The organism is Streptomyces sp. NPDC001852 (genome assembly GCF_042891825.1).
Taxonomy (GTDB): Bacteria; Actinomycetota; Actinomycetes; order Streptomycetales; family Streptomycetaceae; genus Streptomyces.
Genome location: NZ_JBIATN010000012.1, coordinates 152412 through 171987 on the forward strand (window position 1 = coordinate 152412; position 19576 = coordinate 171987).

The 19576-nt window shown below is 71.6% G+C and carries 16 protein-coding genes; 9 read left to right on the forward strand and 7 right to left on the reverse strand.

Annotation, left to right across the window (positions count from 1 at the left end; all coding sequences use genetic code 11):
* Nucleotides 1–128: 128 nt before the first annotated feature.
* The gene (locus ACFYZB_RS22110) at nucleotides 129–1472 is read right to left on the reverse strand and encodes a radical SAM protein (protein WP_351204100.1); all 1344 of its coding nucleotides are present in this window, start codon (nucleotides 1470–1472) and stop codon (nucleotides 129–131) included.
* A gap of 58 nt (nucleotides 1473–1530) precedes the next feature.
* Nucleotides 1531–2205, reverse strand: a complete 675-nt coding sequence (locus ACFYZB_RS22115) for a pyridoxamine 5'-phosphate oxidase family protein (RefSeq protein ID WP_388761159.1) — start codon at nucleotides 2203–2205, stop codon at nucleotides 1531–1533.
* A gap of 158 nt (nucleotides 2206–2363) precedes the next feature.
* On the opposite strand from ACFYZB_RS22115, the gene ACFYZB_RS22120 reads away from it, so the two are divergent.
* The 7 genes from ACFYZB_RS22120 (at nucleotide 2364) to ACFYZB_RS22150 (ending at nucleotide 11740) form a co-directional block, all read left to right on the forward strand.
* A complete protein-coding gene (locus ACFYZB_RS22120) occupies nucleotides 2364–3635 on the forward strand; it encodes a D-arabinono-1,4-lactone oxidase (RefSeq protein WP_388761162.1) in 1272 nt (423 codons plus the stop codon).
* A 118-nt stretch (nucleotides 3636–3753) separates the two neighbouring features.
* The gene (locus tag ACFYZB_RS22125; RefSeq protein ID WP_388761165.1) at nucleotides 3754–5010 is read left to right on the forward strand and encodes an ROK family transcriptional regulator; all 1257 of its coding nucleotides are present in this window, start codon (nucleotides 3754–3756) and stop codon (nucleotides 5008–5010) included.
* Between the two features lie 298 nt (nucleotides 5011–5308).
* Complete coding sequence (locus ACFYZB_RS22130; protein WP_388761167.1) at nucleotides 5309–5554, forward strand: RICIN domain-containing protein; 246 nt, start codon at nucleotides 5309–5311, stop codon at nucleotides 5552–5554.
* 209 nt (nucleotides 5555–5763) lie between these two features.
* Nucleotides 5764–7026, forward strand: a complete 1263-nt coding sequence (locus ACFYZB_RS22135) for an ABC transporter substrate-binding protein (protein ID WP_388761169.1) — start codon at nucleotides 5764–5766, stop codon at nucleotides 7024–7026.
* 20 nt (nucleotides 7027–7046) lie between these two features.
* Nucleotides 7047–8012: a carbohydrate ABC transporter permease gene (locus tag ACFYZB_RS22140; RefSeq protein ID WP_388761172.1), complete on the forward strand. Its 966-nt coding sequence runs from the start codon at nucleotides 7047–7049 to the stop codon at nucleotides 8010–8012.
* A 23-nt stretch (nucleotides 8013–8035) separates the two neighbouring features.
* Nucleotides 8036–8851 carry a carbohydrate ABC transporter permease gene (locus ACFYZB_RS22145; protein ID WP_388761459.1) on the forward strand — a complete coding sequence of 272 codons (816 nt, stop codon included), beginning with the start codon at nucleotides 8036–8038 and terminating at the stop codon, nucleotides 8849–8851.
* Between the two features lie 18 nt (nucleotides 8852–8869).
* On the forward strand, nucleotides 8870–11740 hold the full coding sequence (locus ACFYZB_RS22150) for a glycoside hydrolase family 2 TIM barrel-domain containing protein (RefSeq protein ID WP_388761175.1): 2871 nt from the start codon (nucleotides 8870–8872) through the stop codon (nucleotides 11738–11740).
* 178 nt (nucleotides 11741–11918) lie between these two features.
* Here the strand turns inward: ACFYZB_RS22150 and ACFYZB_RS22155 are convergent, their stop codons facing one another.
* Nucleotides 11919–13178 carry an MFS transporter gene (locus tag ACFYZB_RS22155; protein ID WP_388761177.1) on the reverse strand — a complete coding sequence of 420 codons (1260 nt, stop codon included), beginning with the start codon at nucleotides 13176–13178 and terminating at the stop codon, nucleotides 11919–11921.
* 430 nt (nucleotides 13179–13608) lie between these two features.
* Here ACFYZB_RS22155 and ACFYZB_RS22160 point away from each other — a divergent pair, with 430 nt between their 5' ends.
* Nucleotides 13609–14205 (forward strand): TetR/AcrR family transcriptional regulator, encoded by a 597-nt coding sequence (locus ACFYZB_RS22160; protein ID WP_388761180.1) that lies wholly within the window; start codon nucleotides 13609–13611, stop codon nucleotides 14203–14205.
* Nucleotides 14206–14207: 2 nt separating this feature from the next.
* Here ACFYZB_RS22160 and ACFYZB_RS22165 read toward each other — a convergent pair whose 3' ends face one another.
* Together ACFYZB_RS22165 and ACFYZB_RS22170 are read right to left on the reverse strand one after the other, a co-directional pair.
* Nucleotides 14208–15296 (reverse strand): cellulase family glycosylhydrolase, encoded by a 1089-nt coding sequence (locus ACFYZB_RS22165; protein ID WP_388761183.1) that lies wholly within the window; start codon nucleotides 15294–15296, stop codon nucleotides 14208–14210.
* A gap of 286 nt (nucleotides 15297–15582) precedes the next feature.
* On the reverse strand, nucleotides 15583–16377 hold the full coding sequence (locus ACFYZB_RS22170) for an isocitrate lyase/phosphoenolpyruvate mutase family protein (protein WP_388761185.1): 795 nt from the start codon (nucleotides 16375–16377) through the stop codon (nucleotides 15583–15585).
* Between the two features lie 138 nt (nucleotides 16378–16515).
* Between ACFYZB_RS22170 and ACFYZB_RS22175 the strand changes: the two genes are divergently transcribed.
* Nucleotides 16516–16683 (forward strand): hypothetical protein, encoded by a 168-nt coding sequence (locus ACFYZB_RS22175; RefSeq protein WP_388761187.1) that lies wholly within the window; start codon nucleotides 16516–16518, stop codon nucleotides 16681–16683.
* Here ACFYZB_RS22175 and ACFYZB_RS22180 read toward each other — a convergent pair.
* The gene (locus ACFYZB_RS22180) at nucleotides 16628–18343 is read right to left on the reverse strand and encodes a DUF2264 domain-containing protein (RefSeq protein WP_388761462.1); all 1716 of its coding nucleotides are present in this window, start codon (nucleotides 18341–18343) and stop codon (nucleotides 16628–16630) included. The genes ACFYZB_RS22175 and ACFYZB_RS22180 overlap by 56 nt on opposite strands.
* Before the next feature lie 88 nt (nucleotides 18344–18431).
* On the reverse strand, nucleotides 18432–19472 hold the full coding sequence (locus tag ACFYZB_RS22185) for a rhamnogalacturonan acetylesterase (protein WP_388761190.1): 1041 nt from the start codon (nucleotides 19470–19472) through the stop codon (nucleotides 18432–18434).
* Nucleotides 19473–19576 lie beyond the last annotated feature (104 nt).

Consider the following 19576-nt stretch of genomic DNA (forward strand, 5'->3'; position numbering starts at 1 on the left):
CGGCCTGTTCACATCCGGTTACCGATGGTGTCGGGGCGGATGCGCGACGCGACGAGCCCGCAACTCCGGCCTCCAGTACGGATGCCGGCGCCGTTGCGCTCACCGCCCCGTCGGTCCGGTGCGCGGCATCACACCTCGGCCGGGGCCTGGGTGGCGTCGGCCGCCGGGTCCTCCGCGGGCAGGCTGTCCATGAAGGAGCTGACGGAGAAGACGGCGCGGCCGGGTCCGGGCGGGCCGTAGCCGGGCGGGGAGGACAGCCCGAAGTCCTCCATCGTCTGACGGTAGGCCTGGAGCAGCCGGATGTGGTACTCCAGCGGCGCGCCCTGCGGGTTGGCCTTGCCGAGCGGGGTGGTGGGCTCCGGGCACCAGGTGGTGAAGCGGGGCGTGATGCCGTGCGACATGAAGAAGCGCAGGCCCTCGGTGGTCGACGCGATCGCCTCGTCCACCGTCGTGAACCCGAACGGCTCGGCCATCTCCACGCCGGCCACGAAGTTGGGGATCACGTTGCGCGCGCCGAACACCTCGGCGGAGTCCAGGATGCGCTTGTGCCACTCGTCGCGGCCGACGTAACGCTCCTTGCCGGGGCAGTACAGCTCGAAGAGCCGGCGGTCCCACACCTCGAAGTTGGGGTGGTAGATCTGCACGCCGTAGTCCTTGAACCGCTGCACGTCGGCCTTGGGCAGCGCCTGGGCGACGACCTTGCCGATCCAGCGGCCCGGGAAGCGCTCCTCGATGGCCTTGGCGTAGTGGCCGTAGAAGTCGGCCTCGTCCCGCCCGGCAACCGTTTTCGTGATGGCGCCGCCGGTCAGCGTGTAGGCGGTGGAGGCCTTCTGGGTGTCGTACCGGTCGATGATCTCGAGGGCCTCCAGCACCTCCTCGACGTCCTTGACTCCGGTGTACGGCCGCCCGGCGGCCTTGTGCTGGCGCCAGTTGTGGTTGATGTCGCAGTACTGGCACTCCTCCTTGGCGCCGAAGTACTGGCAGACCCGGAAGACGGTGAGGTAGATCAGGTAGCCCCACTGGATGGTCGGGGCCACCTCCATCACGGACTTCCCGTTGGAGAGGGTGTGCCGGTAGTACTCCGGCATGGGCGGCACACCGACGTCCGCGATCCGCTTCCCGTCGAGGTAGAGCCCGAGCTGCCCCTCGTCGTCGGCCGCCACCCGGTACGGCGAGGCAGGGTTCACCCGTACGGAGACCACCGTACGGCGCAGGTCGTACGGGCCGCCGGTGAGGATGATCTCCTCAGGCGGACGCCTGAGCGCGGCCTCGCCGAGCTCGGGCAGGGTGCCGTGGTCGAAGGAGAAGATGAAGTACGACTTGGGTTTGACCTCGCCGCTCTCGTTGTCGCTGAGGGCGGACGGGTCGAAGGCGACGCCGCCGCGGAGCAGATCCTCCTTGAAGACGGCTTCGCGTGGCACGTGCGGGAACCGTTCCATCAGATCCTCGACCAGCGCGGTACGACTGCCCATCCGTCTGTCTCCTCCCGGCTCAGGCGTACGAGTTACACCGTATGCCCCCGCCTGTGGCTCAGCCGTGCCGGGTCCCCGCACGGCGCGCGATGTGGTCCGGTACGGCGGTCCGGGCGGGCAGCGCCGGGTCGGGCTCGGGAGTGCCCCAGACCGTGGTCAGCGGCAGGACCCCGGCCCACAGACCGAGGGCGGCGTCGGGGCTGTCGCCGTCGTCCGGGGCACCGGTGCGGATCTTGACGGAGGCCTCCTGGAGGGAGAGGGCGAGGAGGGTGGTGGCGGCCAGTTCCTTGCGGTTGGGGCGGCGGGCGTACGACCACTGGCCCGGTGCGGAGTGCTCGGTGAGCCGGCGCAGCCCCTCCACCTTCTCCTTGGGGTCGGTGACCTTGCGGGCCATGCCGTGGATCATGGCGCTGCGGTAGTTCACGCCGTGCTCGAAGACGGACCGGGCGAGCACGAGCCCGTCCACGTGGGTGACGGTGACGCACACCGGCGTGTCCCCGGCGAGGCTGCGGCTGGCCACGGATCCGTGCAGATACAGCCACCGCTCGTCCCGCCCGTACACCGTGGGCACGACGACCGGCCGCCCCTCGACCAGCACCCCCAGATGACAGACGAAGGCGGCGTCGAGGATCGCCTCCAGCTCCGCCCGCTCCAGGCTGCCCTGCTCGCGCAGCCGGCGGTGGCGGGTGCGGTCGGTGACGGGCAGGCGGTCGGGAAGCTGTTCCTGGGTCATGCAGCAGAACCGTACTGATATCGCAGCAGAGGAGCCAGTGATATTTCAGAGACGTCAATCGACGCGACTCAAACAACGAAATCCGCAGCACGCCTCCCTCTCCGGCCGTTCCGGATGAGAGGGTCGGCACACAGGCACTCTCCGGGAGGGACGCAACCGTGGCAGGGACGGCCGAGACCGGCGGGACGGTCACCAACTGGGCGCGGACCATCAGCTACACCCCGCGGCAGATCCACCGTCCGCGCACCGTGGACGCACTCGCGGCGCTGGTGGCGAGGAGTGAGCGGGTGCGCGTGCTGGGCAGCGGGCACTCCTTCAACCGGATCGCCGACCCCGGTCCGGACGGCGTGCTGCTGTCCACCGCCGGTCTGCCGCGGGAGATCGACGTCGACACGGCGGCGCGCACGGTCCGGGTGTCGGGCTGGGCCCGCTACGCCGAACTGGCCCGCACGGTCCACGCGCACGGCCTCGCCCTGCCCAACATGGCCTCCCTGCCGCACATCTCGGTGGCCGGTTCACTGGCGACCGGTACGCACGGCTCGGGCGTGGAGAACGCCCCGCTGGCGTCGGCGGTGCGGGAGGTGGAGATGATCGTCGCGAGCGGCGACAGCGGGACCACGGGCCGGGACGACCGGCGGTTCGACGGCGCCGTGACCTCGCTCGGCGCGCTCGGTGTCGTCACCGCGCTCACGCTCGACCTGGAACCGGCGTTCGAGGTGGAGCAGCGGGTCTACACCGAACTCCCGCTGGAGGGGCTGGACTTCGATGCCGTGGCGGCCGCGGGGTACAGCGTGAGCCTGTTCACGGACTGGCGCGAGCCGGGCTTCAGGCAGGTGTGGGTCAAGCGGCGCACGGACCGCCCGGCGGTGGACTTCCCGTGGGCGGCGCCCGCACAGGTGCCGCTGCACCCGGTGCCGGGCATGCCCGCGCGGAACTGCACCGGGCAACTGGGCGTGCCGGGGCCGTGGCACGAGCGACTGCCGCACTTCCGGGCGGAGTTCACGCCGAGCAGCGGGGAGGAGATCCAGTCGGAGTACCTGCTGCCGCGGTCGGCGGCGATGGACGCCCTGCATGCGATCGACGGTGTCCGGGAGACCGTCGCCGGCGTCCTGCAGACCTGCGAGGTGCGTACGGTCGCCGCCGACACGCAGTGGCTGAGCCCGGCCCACGGACGGGATTCGGTCGCGCTGCACTTCACCTGGGTGCGGGACGAGGCGGCGGTGCTGCCGGTGGTGCGCCGGCTGGAGGAGGTGCTGGACCCGTTCGACCCGCGCCCGCACTGGGGGAAGGTCTTCCGGATCCCCTCGGCCGTACTGCGCGGGCGGTATCCGCGGTTCCACGACTTCGCGTCCCTGGCCCGCCAGATGGACGCGTCCGGCACGTTCGCCAACGCCTTCCTGCGGGACCTCCTCGGACTCTCCGACCGGTGAGGGTCGGCGGACTTTCTCCAGCCCCTTTCCTAACCCCTTGTCGAAACTCCCTCCCAGCCCATAGCCTGGCGCTCGCGCCGGTGCCGAGTGTCGCCCCGGCCCGGTCCGGCTGGACGGGATGGGAGGGGCAGCCGCGTTGAAGCGCACATCACGTGACATCCGCACCGCGAACCGCTACGAGGTGCTGCGCCAGATCATCGCCGAGTCTCCCACCTCCCGGCAGGAACTCGCCGCCGCCACCGGACTGAGCCTGGCCACGGTCGCCACGCTGGTCGGCGAGCTGCTGGACCTCCGCATGATCACCGAGGTGGGGTTCGAGGACTCCGCCGGCGGCCGGCCCCGGGGCCTGGTGGCCGTCAACGCGTCGGGGGGCGCGTTGATCGGCGTCGACATCGCGGAGACGTACGTCCATGTCGAGCTGTTCGACCTGGCGCTGAACGTGCTGGCCCGCGCCGACGAGGACATGCGGCCCGGCGAGAGCCGCCCGGAGCAGGTGGTCGGCCACGTGGCCGCGGCCGTCGGCTCGGTGGTGGCGCAGGCCGGTATCGGGGCGGCCCGGGTGCTCGGCGTCGGCGTGAGCGTGCCGGGCCAGGTGGACCGGGACACCGGCGTCGCCGAGTACGCGCCCAACTGGGACTGGCACGACGTACCGTTGCTGGACCTGCTCGCCGAACACATCGCGTACCCCCTGTACCTGGACAACCCGTTGCGCGCCTGTGCGGTGGCCGAGCTGTGGTTCGGGGCCGCGCGGGGCCGCGGCGACGCGGTCGTGGTCAATCTGGGCACCGGCGTCGGCGCCGGCCTCGCCCTCGGCGGCGGGCCGCACCGGGGGGTGAGCAACAGCGCAGGCGAGTGGGGCCACACCACGCTCGTGCTGGACGGCCGGCTGTGCCACTGCGGCAACCACGGCTGTGTGGAGACGTATGTCGGCGCGCCCGGCATCATGCAGAACCTGCGCGAACTCAGCCCGCAGTCCGCGCTGTTGCACCCCGAGGACCAGACGGCCACCATCGACGCGCTGGCCGACGCGGTGGCCGCAGGTGATCCGGTGGCCCTCAAGGTCGTCCGGGACACCGCCCGTTACCTGGGCGCCGGCATCTCCGACCTGATCAACCTGCTCAACCCCGAAGTGGTCGTGCTCAGCAGCTGGGTCGCCGCCCGGCTGGGCGAGCCACTGCTCGACGAGGTCCGCCAGGCCGTCGCCCGGCACGCGCTGCGCCGGCCCCTGGCCGCCACCGAGATCGTCCTCTCCCCGATCCCCACCGACCCGGTGTCCCTGGGCGCGGCCACGTTCGCGCTGGAGGGGGCGCTGCAGTCCGTGGGGCGGGGCGCGCCGGTGTCGAGGGCGCGACCGCGCGGAGGCCCGCAGGGCTGAGCACGGTCGCGTCCTCGACACCGGCTTGGGCGCCCCGCAAAAGGAATGAGCACGACAGTCGGCAACACGCAGCAACGCAAGGAGCCGTACCGCACCGCCTTCATGACGACGGAAGGGATGCACGTGCCTCGCCCCCGCACCGGCAGATCCCGTCCGCCGCTGAGGTCTCCGCCGCACTGGCCGTCACCGCAGCCCTCCTCACCTCCCCGCCCGCGAGCGCCGACGCCGCCCCGGCCGCCGCCGAGGTCTCCCCGCACGCCGCCCAGACCATCGACAACATCGGCGCGTCCGCCGCCTGGTGGGTCGACGCCTCCAGCACTTCGACCCGAGGGTCCAGGCACGTGTCGCCCGACTCCGCCTCGCGGCCACCGCCACGGCCACGGGCGACGGAACCCAGCGATGGCTGCCGAACGCCGACGGGCAGATCGTGAACGAGGCGTCGGGCAGGTGCCTCGACGTCGGCGGACAGGCCACGGCCGACGGCAGCAAGGTGATCCTCTACAGCTGCAACGGCGGCGCGAACAAGGCCTGGACCCGGCGGTGACCACCGCTTCCCCCTGACCGAGGGCCTCCGGCCGCCTCCCTGACCCGGCGGCCCTCATCTTCCTTTCCCCACCGAGCCGTTCGGGATACCGACCCGAACGCAACGCTTCGAACAGACTTCGTCCAACCCCTTGCCGAAGCCTTAGCCGAAGGTTAACGTCCCGCTCCGGCCTTAGCCGCACCCGCACTTCCACAGACAAGGACGTCACCATGTCGGCACCGAGCAACAGCACTTGGGACCGCCGTTCGATACTCCGCGCCGCCGCCGGTCTGGCCGTCGCCGCACCGCTCGCCGCGTGCGGCAGCAACAACGGCCGTGGCGGCAGCGGGTCGGGCAAGCAGCTCACCCAGATGTTCCACGCCTACGGCGAGCCGGGCGTGGAGCAGGCCGTCAAGCGGTACGCCGCCGCGTACAAGAAGGCGAACGTGACCACGCAGTGGATCACCAGTGCCGACTACGAGAGCAAGCTCTTCGCCACCCTGCTCACCAAGAGCGCGCCCGACGTCTTCGAGTTCCACCCGCAGATCCAGATGGTCAAGAGCGGTCAGGTGGCGGACCTGACCGACCTCATCGCTCCGGTCAAGAGCGACTTCAACCAGGCCGACATCACCTCGCACACCGTGGACGGCAAGATCTACGGCATCCGGATGATCGACGATCCGCAGTTCTTCTTCTACCGGCCCTCCCTCTTCGAGAAGGCCGGCGTCAAGGTCCCCGAGACCCTCGACGAGCTGATCGAGGCCGCCGCCAAGCTCACCACCGACAAGGTCAAGGGCCTGTACCTCGGCAACGACCTGCACGCGATCATCAACCCGCTGATCTGGTCCGCGGGCGCCGACACCCTCGACGACAAGAACCGGATCGCCTACCACACGCCCGGCGTCATCGAGGGCCTGAAGAAGCTGCGCAAGCTCTTCACCAGCGGCGATCTGCTCCTCGGCGCCCCGACCGACTTCTGGGACCCCTCCTCGCTCAGCCAGGGCCTGTGCGCCATCCAGTTCTGCGGCATGTGGGCCATGCCGCAGTTCCAGAAGGCGCTCGGCGACGACCTCGGGATCTTCCCCTTCCCGAAGACCGTCGACTCCGGCAAGCCCTCGGTCTACAACGGCGGCTGGTCCATGTTCGTCAACGCCAAGGGCGCCGACGTCGACGCGGCCAAGGAGTACGTCAAGTGGCTGTGGATCGACCAGAAGCAGTACCAGGAGGACTTCGCGACCTCGTACGGCTTCCACATCCCGCCGCGCTCCTCGATCGCCGCCACGGCCACCAGGCTCAAGTCCGGTCTCCCGACGCAGGGCGTCAAGCTCTTCAACGACTACGGGCACTTCGACAACATCGGCTGGACCCAGGCGATGATCCAGGCGACATGGGATCTCCTCGCCAACTGCGTCCGCAAGGACGGTGACCCGGAGAAGGCTCTCCAGGAGTGCGACAGGACCGTCAACCGCGAGCTGAAGAAGCTCTTCGGATAGGCCGGCGGACGGACCACGACATGTCGACGACCACCGAGCGCGGCCTCGCGAGCCCCGCCCCGGCCAAGGCCGCACCGGCCGGGACGCGGCGGGGTCTGCGGGGCAGCCGCACCGTCAACTTCTGGCTCTTCATCGGCCCCTTCCTCGCGGGGCTGATGGTCTTCATCTACGTGCCGATCGGCTGGAGCGTCTACCTGAGCTTCTTCGACGCACGCTTCACCGTCACCCCGTCGAAGTTCATCGGCCTCGACAACTACACGTACATGCTGACGGACCCCAAGTTCGTCCACTCGCTCGGCACCTTCACCGTCTTCGCCGCGTTCATCGTGCCGATCACCTGGGCGGTGTCGCTGGGCCTCGCCCTGCTGGTGAACCGGCTGCGGTTCATGCGGGCGTTCTTCCGGTCGGTGTTCTTCCTGCCGACCGCGTGCTCCTACGTCGCCGCCTCGCTGATCTGGAAGATGTCCCTCTTCAGCGGGGTGCGCTTCGGCCTGATGAACACGGTCCTCGGCTGGTTCGGAATCGACAACATCGCCTGGCTGGCGAGCCCCAGCCCGCCCTGGTACTGGCTGGTCATCGTCACGGCACGGCTGTGGCTGCAGTCCGGTTTCTACATGATCCTGTTCCTGGCCGCGCTGCAGAACATCCCGGCCGAGCTGTACGAGGCCGCCGCCATCGACGGCGCCACGCCGGGCTGGCAGACCTTCCGGCACATCACCCTGCCCCAGCTGCGCGCCACGTCGACCGCGGTGATCCTGCTGCTGCTCATCGCCGCCTACCAGGCCTTCGACGAGTTCTTCAACCTGCTCGACAAGACGACCTGGGGCCGGCCGCCGCTGGTCGAGCTCTACTACACCGCGCTGGGCACGGAACAGGACTACGGCGCCGGCAGCGCGGGCGCCGTCATCCTGACCGCGCTGATCGTCGTCGTGACCCTGTTCCAGGGCAAGATCATGGGCTTCGGAAGGGGGGACGACTCCAAGTGACCACGAAACGCAGGGGCGGGGTCATGGGCAACACCGGCCTCTACATCGCGAGCGGTGTCGCCGCCTTCCTCTTCCTGATCCCGTTCTACGTGCTGCTGCGCAACTCCCTGTCCACCGACCCCCAGATCACCGGGCAGCACTGGGAGTTCTTCCCCACACACCTGCAGTGGGGCAACATCGGCGAGCTGTTCGACGACCCGTCGGTGCCGTTCGGCAGGTCGCTGGTGAACTCCATGGTGGTCGCCGTCTCCATGACCGTCGGCATCCTGCTGGTGTGCTCCCTCGCGGGCTACGCCCTGGCGCGGATCCCGTACCGGCACGCCAACAAGATCTTCTACGTCGTGCTGGGCACCCTGATGGTCCCGACCTCGGTGACCTTCGTGCCGAGCTTCGTGCTGGTGTCGTCCCTCGGCTGGGTGGACACCTACCGGGGTCTGATCATTCCGGGTCTGTTCAGCGGTTTCACCTGCTTCCTCTTCCGGCAGTACTTCCTCGGGTTCCCCAAGGAACTGGAGGAGGCGGCGCGCGTGGACGGGCTCGGTTACTGGGGCGCGTACTGGCGGGTCGTCGTCCCCAACTCCCTGAACTTCTTCGCGGCGATCGCGACGATCACGTTCATCAACGGCTGGAACGCCTTCCTGTGGCCGCTGGTCATCGGGCAGGACCCGAACTCGTGGACCGTGCAGGTGGCGCTCTCCTCGTACATGACCAACCAGACCGTCGTCTTCCACCAGATCTTCATGGCGACCGCGATTTCTATCCTGCCGCTGCTGTTCGTGTTCCTCTTCCTCCAGCGCTGGCTGGTGCAGGGAATCGCGCAGACCGGCATCAAGGGCTGAGCTAGGAGACCGATGCCTGTGAGCACCCACACCGTCACCGACTACGTCGAGGACGTCTCGCCGGGCTCCGGGGCGCTGCCGCCCCGCGCCTGGTACGCGTCCTCGGACGCCACCTCCCTGTCGCTGAACGGCAGTTGGCGCTTCCGGCTGTCGCAGACGGCCGACGCCGAGGACGACTCCTTCGCCGAGGAGGGGTACGACGCCGGTGACTGGGCGGAGGTCCCGGTCCCCGGCCACTGGGTCCTCCAGGGGCACGGCGCCCCCATCTACACCAACCACCTCTACCCCTTCCCGGTGGACCCGCCGCGCGTGCCGACGGAGAACCCGACCGGCGACCACCTGCGGCTCTTCGACCTGCCGGACGACTGGCCGTCGGACGGGGGCGCGGTGCTGCGCTTCGACGGGGTGGAGTCCTGCGCCCGGGTGTGGCTGAACGGCACGGACCTCGGCGAGTTCAAGGGGTCCCGGCTGCCCCACGAGTTCGCCGTCGGCCATCTGCTGAAGCCCGCGGGCAACGTGCTGGCGGTCCGCGTCCACCAGTGGTCGGCGGGCTCCTATCTGGAGGACCAGGACCAGTGGTGGCTGCCGGGCATCTTCCGTGACGTCACCCTGCTGCACCGCCCGGCGGGCGCCGCCCTCGACTTCTTCGTGCACGCCTCCTACGACCACCGCGCCGGCACCGGCACCCTGCGCGTCGACTCCGACGTGGACGGCCGGGTGACCGTTCCCGAGCTCGGTGTCGACCTCGCGACCGGTGAGAGCGTCACCGTGCCGGTCGAGCCGTGGTCGGCGGAGGCACCGAGGCTGTACGAGGGCACGCTCGCCACCGAGGGCGAGCGGGTGCCGCTGCGCATCGGTTTCCGTACCGTTGAGCGGGCGGACGGCCTGATCAAGGTCAACGGCAGGCCGGTGCTGTTCAAGGGCGTCAACCGGCACGAGTGGCACCCCGAGAAGGGACGCGCGCTGGACCTCGCCACCATGCGCGAGGACGTCCTGCTGATGAAGCGGCACAACGTCAACGCCGTCCGCACCTCCCACTACCCGCCGCACCCCGCCTTCCTCGACCTGTGCGACGAGTACGGGCTGTGGGTGATCGACGAGTGCGACCTGGAGACCCACGGCTTCACCGAGCAGGGCTGGCGGGACAACCCCGTCGACGACGACCGCTGGACCCCGGCCCTGCTGGACCGGGCGGCCCGCATGGTCGAACGGGACAAGAACCACCCGTCGGTGGTCATCTGGTCGCTCGGCAACGAGGCCGGCACCGGCCGGGGCCTGACCGCGATGGCCGAGTGGATGAAGGGCCGGGACCCCTCCCGGCTGCTCCACTACGAGGGTGACATCAACTGCCATGACACGGATGTGTACTCACGGATGTACGCCGACCACGCCGAGGTCGAGAAGATCGGCCGGGGCCTGGACGGCGGCACCCCCAAGCGGCGCGGGCTGCCCTTCGTCCTCTGCGAGTACGCGCACGCCATGGGCAACGGTCCCGGCGGACTCGCCGACTACCAGCGGCTGTTCGAGTCGTACGACCGGCTGCAGGGTGCCTTCGTCTGGGAGTGGATCGACCACGGCATCGCCCATCCGGAGCTGGGCCACGCCTACGGCGGTGACTTCGGCGAGGAGCTGCACGACGGCAACTTCGTCTGCGACGGCCTGCTCTTCCCGGACCGGCAGCCCTCCCCCGGCCTGGTCGAGTTCAAGAAGGTGATCGAACCGGTCGGCATCGCCGGCGACATCGGCGACGGCACGGTCCGGGTCACCAACAAGCAGGACTTCGCCGGCCTGTCGGCGCTGGTGTTCTCCTGGTCGTACGAGGTCGACGGGGAGACGGTGGAGTCCGGCACGCTGTCGGTGCCGGCCCTGGCACCCGGCGAGTGCGCCGACGTCAAGCTGCCCGCGCCGCCGGCCGGGGCGCCGGCCGGCGAGGCCCTCTGGACGGTCCGGGCCGCGCTCGCGGCGGACACCGCCTGGGCGCCGAGGGGCCATGTCGTGGCCTGGGGCCAGGTCCCGGTGTCGGAGCGCCGGGCACCCACGGTCCCGGCGACCGCCCGGCCGGCGCCCGGCGACGGGGTGATCACCCTCGGCCCGGGCACCTTCGACGCCCGCACCGGCGCCCTGACGGCCGTGGGCGGCGTGCCGGTCTCCGATCTGCGGCTGGACGTGTGGCGCGCCACCACCGACAACGACGACGGCGCCCCCTGGCAGTCCGACCTGCGGTACGGCCTGCTGTGGCGACAGCTCGGCCTGCACCGGATGCGGCACCGGCTCGACGCGGTGGAGGCCGGTGAGCACACCCTGACGGTCCGCACCCGCGTGGCGCCGGCCGCACGGGAGCTGGGGCTGTCGACCGTATACCGCTGGACATCGGACGGAGACCGCCTGCGGTTGACCGTATGCACCACCCCCGAGGGCGACTGGGCCGTCCCCCTCCCCCGGCTCGGCATCCGCTTCGCACTGTCCGCGGCCGACCGTGTGCAGTGGTACGGCGGCGGTCCCGGCGAGGCGTATCCGGACACCAGGTCGGCGGCGGCGGTCGGCCGTTGGCAGTCCACCGTCGACGGCATGCAGACGCCGTACGTCCGCCCCCAGGAGAACGGCGCCCGCGTCGACGTCCGCTGGGCCGAGCTCGGCGGCCTGCGCATCGAGGGCGACCCCGCCTTCTGGCTCACCGCCCGCCGCTGGACCACCGAGCAGCTGGACGCCGCCGCGCACCGCACCGACCTCACCCCCGGCGACACGGTGTGGGTCAACCTCGACCACGGCCAGCACGGCATCGGCTCGCAGTCCTGCGGCCCGGGCCCGCTGCCCCAGTACCACCTGCGGGCCGAACCCGCGGAGTTCTCCTTCGTGTTCTCCACCGCCCCCGACCCGGAGTCCAGTTGACCGACACGGTCCTGAGGTCCACCACGGCCGGCCGGCTCTTCTCCCGGCCGGCCGCGGTCGCGTCCTGTGTGGGTTTCGTCCTCATCGGCATGCTCGGGGGCGACGCTGCCGGCGGGGCGTACGAGGGTGCCCTCCCGAGGGCGGCCCGGGATGCATGGCGAACGGCGCGGACCGCGGTTCAGGCCGTGCGTATCGGGGTGAGGAGGGCGGTGAGGGCGAGCAGGACACACATGGTGCCCGCGGTCAGGGCAGCCGGTGTGGTGCCCCAGCGTCCGGCGGCCCAGGTGAGGAGGGCTGCGCCGGCGGGGGCGGCGGAGTACTGCAGGGTCCAGTAGACGGAGGTGACCCGGCCCAGCAGGTGCTCGGGGGTGACCTCTTGGCGCAGGGACATCGAGCAGGTGCCCGCGATACCCACGCCGGCCAGGAAGACGGCGGCGAGGACGGCGACCGCGGGCACGCTGCCGACCCAGCCGAGGCCGGCGCAGGCGAGTCCGCACAGCGCGATCGCGCCGATCCAGGCGGTGCCGAAGCCGAACAGGCGGCGGAGGCCGGCGACGAGCAGGGACCCGGCGATGGCGCCGAGCGCGCCGGCGGCCATGACGGTGCCGACGGTGCCGTCGTCGTGGCCGAGGTCGTGCTTGAGGTGGTAGATGACCAGGTCGTTCAGGCCGAGGGTGAGAAAGCTGAAGCCGAAGAGCAGGGCCGTCAGCGAGCGCAGCAGGGCGTGGCGGTACAGGAAGGCGACGCCGGTGCGCAGGTCCTGCCGTACGGTGCTGCGGCCGGGGGCGGGAGTGTCGTCGCCGGCCCGGGGGCGCAGTCGTACCCAGCGCATGCACGCGGCGGAGGCGGCGAAGCTGGCCGCGTCGACGGCGACGGCGGCGACCGGCCCGGCCCAGGCGGCGACCAGCCCCGCGCCCGCCGGTCCGAGCACTCCGGCCGCCGCGGCGGTGGCGTTCAGCCGGCCGTTGGCCTCGGTGAGCCGGGCGGTGCCGACGAGCCCGCGGACCACGGTGACATAGCCGACGGCGAAGAACATGCCGACGGCCTCGCAGACCGGCAGCACCGCGTACAGCAGCCAGATGCGGGGGCCGAAGGCCCACACCAGCGGGATCAGGCCGTACAGGGCCATACGGACGAGGTCGCACGTGATGAGGAGCCGGCACCGGTCCACGCGGTCGGCCACGGTGCCCGCGAACACGGCGGCGAGTACGGCGGCGGCCCCGCCCACAGCGGTGAGCAGTCCCATCCTCGCCACGGATCCGGTGGCCTCGAGCACCAGCAGGGGCAGCGCGATCAGGGCGAAGGAGTCGCCGAGGACGGAGAGGGTCTGGGCACCCCAGAAGACGGCGAAGTCCCGCTGCCGCCACAGGGGTCGGGCGCCGTCCTCGCGGTCGCCCTCGGTACTGCGGCCGCTCCCCTTGCGTGTCTCGTGTCCCACCGTTCCCCCCTTTCGGCGTCTGCCCAGCCTAGGCCGCCGCACCTGGGCGGGCCGGTACGGAATCAGCCGTTCGCAGGGTGCGGGTGACCGGGACCGGTGACCGCAGCAGGTAGTTGACGGTGGCGGCGCAGCCGAGCGCGGCCCGCAGCACGGGATGCCGCAGCAGACGGGCGAGCCCCTCGCGGGCGCTGTGCAGCAGCCGGGGCGGAGTTCCACACCCATCCGAAGACGATCAGTGTGGTCCCCATGCGGTATGCAAAACTTCGCTCACGGGTTCTGGCCCCGGAAGATTCCCGGAGCCTGCTGGAGCGGATGCGAGGAGCGCCATGAGCACCACCGAACTGGTCCGGTTCACCACCGGCGCGCAGTTCACCCTCTCCCCGGTCTCCGGGACGGAGTTCGTGGCGTTCGCCGCCGACGGCGCGCGCTGATGGCCCGTGCCGGACTCACCGTCGAACGGCTGGTCGCGGCGGCGGCCGAAGTGGCCGACGAGGCGGGCTTCGCGAACGTCACCCTGTCCGCGCTGGCCCGCCGTTTCGGCGTGAAGGATGCGAGCCTGTACTCGCATGTGCGGGGCCTGGAAGACCTGCGCACCCGGCTCGCGCTGTACGCCGGCGGCGAGTTGATCGACCGGATCGCACCGGCCGTGGCGGGCCGCGCGGGCAAGGAGGCGCTGGCCGCCTTCGCCGGCGCCTACCGGGCCTACGCGCTGGAGCACCCCGGCCGGTACGCGGCCACCCAGATCCGTATCGACCAGTCGCTGGTCGCCGACTCTCCGGCGATGCGCCGCACCGCCGAGATCACCTACGGCATGCTGCGCGCCTACGGCCTGGACGAGCCCGACCTGACCGACGCCGTACGCCTGCTGCGCAGCACCTTCCACGGCTACTGCGCCCTGGAGTCCTCCGGCGGCTTCGGCGCCGACCGGGACGTACAGGCCTCCTGGGACAAGGCGGTGGAAGCCCTGCACCTGGCCCTGGAGCACTGGCCGCGCCAGACGGCCCGGGAGGACGCCGGCACCGGCTGAACTCACCCCTCGGTCGCGGGGTGTCCCTGGCCCCAGGCCCAGGCGAGGCGGTCCGCGCCGGAGGCGTTGGTGGTGGCCAGGCCCAGGTGGGTGCCGCTGCCGGTGAGGGTCTGGATGCTGTAGGTGTCGCCGGTGCGCAGGCCAGGCCAGTAGACCGCGCCCATGTGCAGGGCCCGGAACGTGTCGGTGTCGGCCTGGACGAAGGCGACCGAGTTGGGGTCGCTGGAGGCCGACGCGGGCTGGTCGTAGTTCAGCCCGGTCGTCATGGGGGCGCCGAACTCGTCGGCGACGGTGCGGGAGGAGCAGTTGCCGATGCGGGCCTTGAGGTCGGTGACCCACTCGTCGTACGTGGCGCTCTGCTTCCAGAAGCCGTAGTGGTGCAGGGACAGGTAGGTGCCGTCGAGCCGGTGGTCCGCGCAGACGCCGACGACGCTGTCGTTGTAGCCGGAGCCGCTGACGAAGATCCGGTTCCGGGGCACGGAGGGGTAGGTGCCGATCCACTGCGCCGCCAGGTCGGCCCACGCCTGCGCGGTGTAACCGTGCGGCTCGTTCATCGGCTCGAAGTAGACCAGCGGGTTGCGCTGGTAGGCGTGGGTGACGGTGCCCCACATGCGCCAGAAGTCGGGCAGGTTGTCGACGAGGCCGTCCTTCTGGGCGCCGGTGCCCTCCCAGTAGCCGAGGACGACCTTGAAGCCGTGTGCGGTGGCGGCGTCGATGACGGCGCGGTAGGAGCGCCAGTAGGTGCCGTTGACGGTGTACGGGTTGACCGGCAGCCGGACCGTGTTCGCCCGGAGGTTCTCGCGGAATCCCGCGATGACGCGGCTCGCCTTGGCGTACGTGGTGGCGTAGTCGTCGGAGAGGCTGAGGCCGGACAGGACCACCGGGTCGTCGGCGTAGTTGTCGCGCGGGTCGGCCCAGTTGACACCGTGGAACCGCGCGGGCACGAGGGAGGCGGCCGCGCCGTCCGCACCCGATGCGGGGACGGAGGCCAGCCCGATGAGGGCGCTGCTGCTCAGAGCCACGGCCGCGGCGAGCACGGTGCGGGTGAGTCCGGTGGCGCGTCGTGCGGCTCTGCGTGCGGAGCGGAACATGTGCGGGGACCTTCCTGTCGCGGGTCTGGGGCGGCGGGCCGGGGGCGGCGTGCGGAGGCGAGCGTCCGGCGAGATCTCCGCGGACGCCGACGGGGTCTCCGCGGGCGCCGGCGGGGCCGGTTCTCGTGCCGGGCCGTGGGCATGGGCGGCTCAGGGCTGCTCGCCCGGGCAGAGCGCACCATGTGCCTCCGACGTGCTGTCACGTCGGGACGATCACCTTTCGGGCGAGAGCCTCGCCGCAGCCGCCCGGCACTGTCAAGACATCCGACAGCACTTCGTCAAACCCTTACTGGAAGTCCGCGCCGCCCAGGTGGGTCAGCGCCTGCACCTCCCCGTACGACGGGGTCGTACCCTCCGGCGCACGTCGCGCCGCCACGGCGGCCATCGCCTCCACGGCCGCACCCAACGCCCGCCGGTAGAGCAGCGAGCCGAGGCTGACGCGTTGGACGCCGAGGTCGGCGAGGTGGGCGACGCCGGGTCCGGTGGGCGAGAAGAGGATGTTGAGGGGGACCTCCAGGTGCCGGACGAGGGCCGCGATCCGCCGGGTGTCGGTCAGTCCGGGGACGAACACCCCGTCGGCACCGGCCTGTTGGTAGGCGTCGAGCCTCCGCAGCGTCTCCCGCTCGTCGCCATCACCGGACCAGTACGTGTCGGTACGGGCATTGACGAACATGCCGGGTACGGCGGCCTTCACGGCGGCGATCTTCGCCGCGTGCCGATCGGTCGGCCCCAGCCCGTCCTCCAGATTGACCCCGACCGCCCCCACGGCCCACAACTCCTGTGCCAGCCGGGCCACTTCGCCGGGATCGGGGCTGAACCCGTCCTCGGCGTCGACCGAGAGCAGCCAGGGCCCCGAGCCGAGGATCAGGGCGAGCGCCAGGGTCTGCTCCCGGCTCGCGCCCTCGCCGTCGGGCAGTCCGGCGGCCGCCGCCACGGCCAGGCTACTGATGCCGATCGCCGGGAAACCCCGGGCGGCGAGCGCGGCCGCCGAGGCGTGGTCCCAGGCGCCCGGCAGCAGCAGCGGCGCGCCGGGCCGGTGGTGGAGTGCGGCGAACGTCGTCACGGTGGGCTCCGCAGTCATACGGCCACGCTAGGCGCGGGTCGTTTCGGTGCCCGCCGAACCGTGGCAACCCATTCCTCCCCGGCGGCAACCCCAGGGCATGACACACGCACGAGGCACCTCGGGTCACCGCCGCGTCCGCGCGGCAACGGGCGGTTCGTGGGTGCCGACAAGATGATGAGCGCGCGGATCACCGGTGACCTCGCCGTGCTCTGGGACCCCACCCCCACCTGGGCCTACGCGCCCGTCACCCCGGCCCGCGCCGGACCGCTCACCGGGGCGCCACCGACCACGACGAGCCTGCGGATCGCCCGCCTGAAGCCCTGAACACGAAACGCTTCGTGGAGCCGGACACCCATCGGACGTCCACCTCGTGCTCCTCCCCCACCCGCACCGACACCAACTCGGTGAGGGGCTGGGGGTCCGGCTCGCCGGTGAGCCGGGCGAGGGCCACGAACAGCGCGGCCCCGCCCGGCCCGGTCTCCCCCGTCAGCTCCTCCGACAGGCCGGAGACCGGCAGGAGTTCGGCGCGCAGCCCGTCGGGGGCCGGCCATCCCGTGATCCGCACCGGTGTGCCCGGCTCGGCCCCGGCGACGAGATGGGCGCGTACCTCCACCGCGCCCTCGGCCAGCACCAGGCTGGTGACGGTGATCCCGCCCGCCACGGTGTGCCGGGAGGCGATCCACCCCTCACCCGTGCCGAGCGGCTCGATCCCGGTGCGGCTCGGATCGCCGCCGACGATCACACTGTTGTCGTACGACACGTGGTCGGGCACGGTCGCGGTCGAGTAGGCGAGCCGGGTGTAGTAGGGGTCGTAGCGGACGTCCTCGCTGCCGTGGTTGTGCAGCCGGACCACCCCGTCCGAACGGGTGCTCTGCAGCAGCCAGTTGGGGGCGGGAACGGGCCGTACCTCGTCGGCGCGGTCGGCCGGGCCCGGCTCTTCCCTCGCCGTCCACGCCTCGTGCTCCGCAGGCAGCAACAGACCGAGAAACCCCTTGCCGGCCCAGTACGGAGAGGCCGGTCCCGAGTAGCTCTGCACGAGCGACTCGTCGGGGCCGAGCCAGCCCAGCGGGAGCAGGCCGCGCTCGTCGACCGCGCCGCCGTCGAGGAAGTACCGCAGCGCGCCGGAGGCCAGACGCCGTGTCTCGCCGGGGGTCAGCGGGGACTGCCCGATCAGTGCGCCGAGCCAGAGCGGGGCGGTCGTCGCGAAGCGGTAGGTGAGGGAGCGGCCCTGGCGGAGGGGGGCGCCGTCGCCGCCGAACAGGCGGGAGTAGTCGGCCAGGTGGCGCGACAACCGTCGACCGTACACAGAGAGCAGTTCACCGTCGTCCGCCAGCCAGGCGTGCAGGACCGGGTACAGGTGCATGGCCCAGCCGTTGTAGTAGTCGAACTTCCGGCCGTCGCCGTCGGTGTACCAGCCGTCGCCGAGGTACCAGCCCTCGATCCGTTCCAGGCCGCGGTCGATCGCCTTGCGCGCCGCCTCCGGCCGGTGGCCGATCTCCGCCAGGAAGCCGCCGACGGTGACGGGGAACAACTCCCAGTTGCACGGCCAGGGTTCGGCGCCGAGCGCGTCCGCCAGCCAGTCGGCGGTGCGCTGCCGTACGGAGTCGTCGAGCCGGTCCCACAGCAGCGGCCGGGTCAGCCGCAGGGCGAGCGCCACGGAAGCGGCCTCGACGAGTGGCTGGCTGTGGTCCTCGATGCGCGGCCAGACCCCGCCGGGACCCGTGGCGAGACCGTCGGCATAGCGGCCGAGGGCGGCCTCGTCGCGGCGGAAGGCGGCCAGCAGCAGGGTCCGGGCGAATCCCTCCAGGCCGTCGGACAGGTGCCCGGCATGGCTCACGTGGTCGCCGGGGAGGTGGTAGAGGGCGCGGTCGGGGGTGGCGCAGGGCTCGACGGCGGCCAGCAGGGCGTCGGCGGCGGCCTCCCAGTGGGCGCGGGTGTATCCGGTGTACGGGCTCGACACGCGGTCGTCGGCGGGCAGTTCGATCACGGGGCCTTTCCTTCCTGGCGGGGCAGGCGGGAGTGTGGCGACAGGGCCTGGGGCGCCCCGGTTCCGGTCGGGGCGCCCCAGGGATTCATCCCACCCGCACGGCGCCCTCGGGCACCAGATGCAGGGCGAGGAGTCCGTCGCGGACCAGGCCGGCGTAGGCGGTGGCGCCGTGCACGGAGGTGTGCGTGTTGTCGTGCTTCTCGTTGTAGAGGTAGATCGCCTTGGAGCCCTCCGGGCCGAGGGACTCCACCAGCGCCTTGGTCCTCGCGGTGAGGTCGATCAGCGGGACGTGTTCGGCGGCGGCGACGGAGCGCACCACCGCCGGGAGGTCGACGCCGAGGCCGTTGACCAGCAGGGCGGTGTTGTTGTCCAGAGTGCCGTCGGCGTTGAACCAGCGGCGGACGACCGGGGGGACGAGCACCGGCTCGCCGCCCTTGTCCCGGATACCCGCGACCAGGGTCTCCAGGTTGGCCCGGTAGGTGGCCTCGTCGGTGGTCTTGTCGTTGTGGGCGAGCTGGACCAGCACGAGGTCCCCGGGGTGGATCAGCGGCCGCACGGCGGCCCACAGCCGCGGATCCGCCAGGTAGGTCACCGTACTCTCGCCGGCGTCCGCGCAGTTGGCGACGGACAGGCCTCTGCGCAGGTACTGCGGCAGCTGCTGGCCCCACCCGGAGTAGGGGTGGGCGGGCTGGTCGCACACGGTGGAGTCGCCGATCAGGATGATCTGGCGGGCGTGCCCGGCCGGGGTGATCCGGATGCCGGCGAGGGCGGGGGCGGAGCCGCCGAGCGTCAGGTCCAGGCCGGGGCTTCCCTCGGGGCCGGTCGGCTCGCCCTCGGGCGTGCGGACGTTCACGGTGAAGCTGCGGGTGAGGTGTTCGCCGGCCGGGACGGCGGTCTCCGGGAGCAGCGAGCGTCGGGGCTCCCCCGAGACGCCGGCGCTGGACGCCGTCTCGCCGCCGAGCCGGACCGTCACGTCGTAGGTGCCCGGAGGGACGTCGAAGTGGCAGGCGGTCGCGGTGCAGTTCTCGATGCCGGGGGGCCGGGCGCCGTGGGCCTGGGCGGGGGTCGCGGTCAGCGTGGCGCCGAGGGCCGCCGCCACCAGCACGGCGGTTCCGACAGGTCTCATGGGCGGCTCCTCCGTCGATCGACATCGGCCGACCCGAGACCGCACCTGTTCGAGCAGGCGCTTTCTAGACCTAGGCCTGAATTCGCTGGACTGCCAAGTACCCA

Bases quoted from the DNA above. Each gene is read 5' to 3' on its own strand.
- ACFYZB_RS22115 (WP_388761159.1), bottom strand. From the start codon at position 2,205: ATGACCCAGGAACAGCTTCCCGACCGCCTGCCCGTCACCGACCGCACC.
- ACFYZB_RS22135 (WP_388761169.1), top strand. From the start codon at position 5,764: ATGTCGGCACCGAGCAACAGCACTTGGGACCGCCGTTCGATACTCCGC.
- ACFYZB_RS22110 (WP_351204100.1), bottom strand. From the start codon at position 1,472: ATGGGCAGTCGTACCGCGCTGGTCGAGGATCTGATGGAACGGTTCCCG.
- ACFYZB_RS22160 (WP_388761180.1), top strand. From the start codon at position 13,609: ATGGCCCGTGCCGGACTCACCGTCGAACGGCTGGTCGCGGCGGCGGCC.
- ACFYZB_RS22125 (WP_388761165.1), top strand. From the start codon at position 3,754: ATGGGAGGGGCAGCCGCGTTGAAGCGCACATCACGTGACATCCGCACC.
- ACFYZB_RS22165 (WP_388761183.1), bottom strand. From the start codon at position 15,296: ATGTTCCGCTCCGCACGCAGAGCCGCACGACGCGCCACCGGACTCACC.
- ACFYZB_RS22185 (WP_388761190.1), bottom strand. From the start codon at position 19,472: ATGAGACCTGTCGGAACCGCCGTGCTGGTGGCGGCGGCCCTCGGCGCC.
- ACFYZB_RS22170 (WP_388761185.1), bottom strand. From the start codon at position 16,377: ATGACTGCGGAGCCCACCGTGACGACGTTCGCCGCACTCCACCACCGG.
- ACFYZB_RS22140 (WP_388761172.1), top strand. From the start codon at position 7,047: ATGTCGACGACCACCGAGCGCGGCCTCGCGAGCCCCGCCCCGGCCAAG.
- ACFYZB_RS22145 (WP_388761459.1), top strand. From the start codon at position 8,036: ATGGGCAACACCGGCCTCTACATCGCGAGCGGTGTCGCCGCCTTCCTC.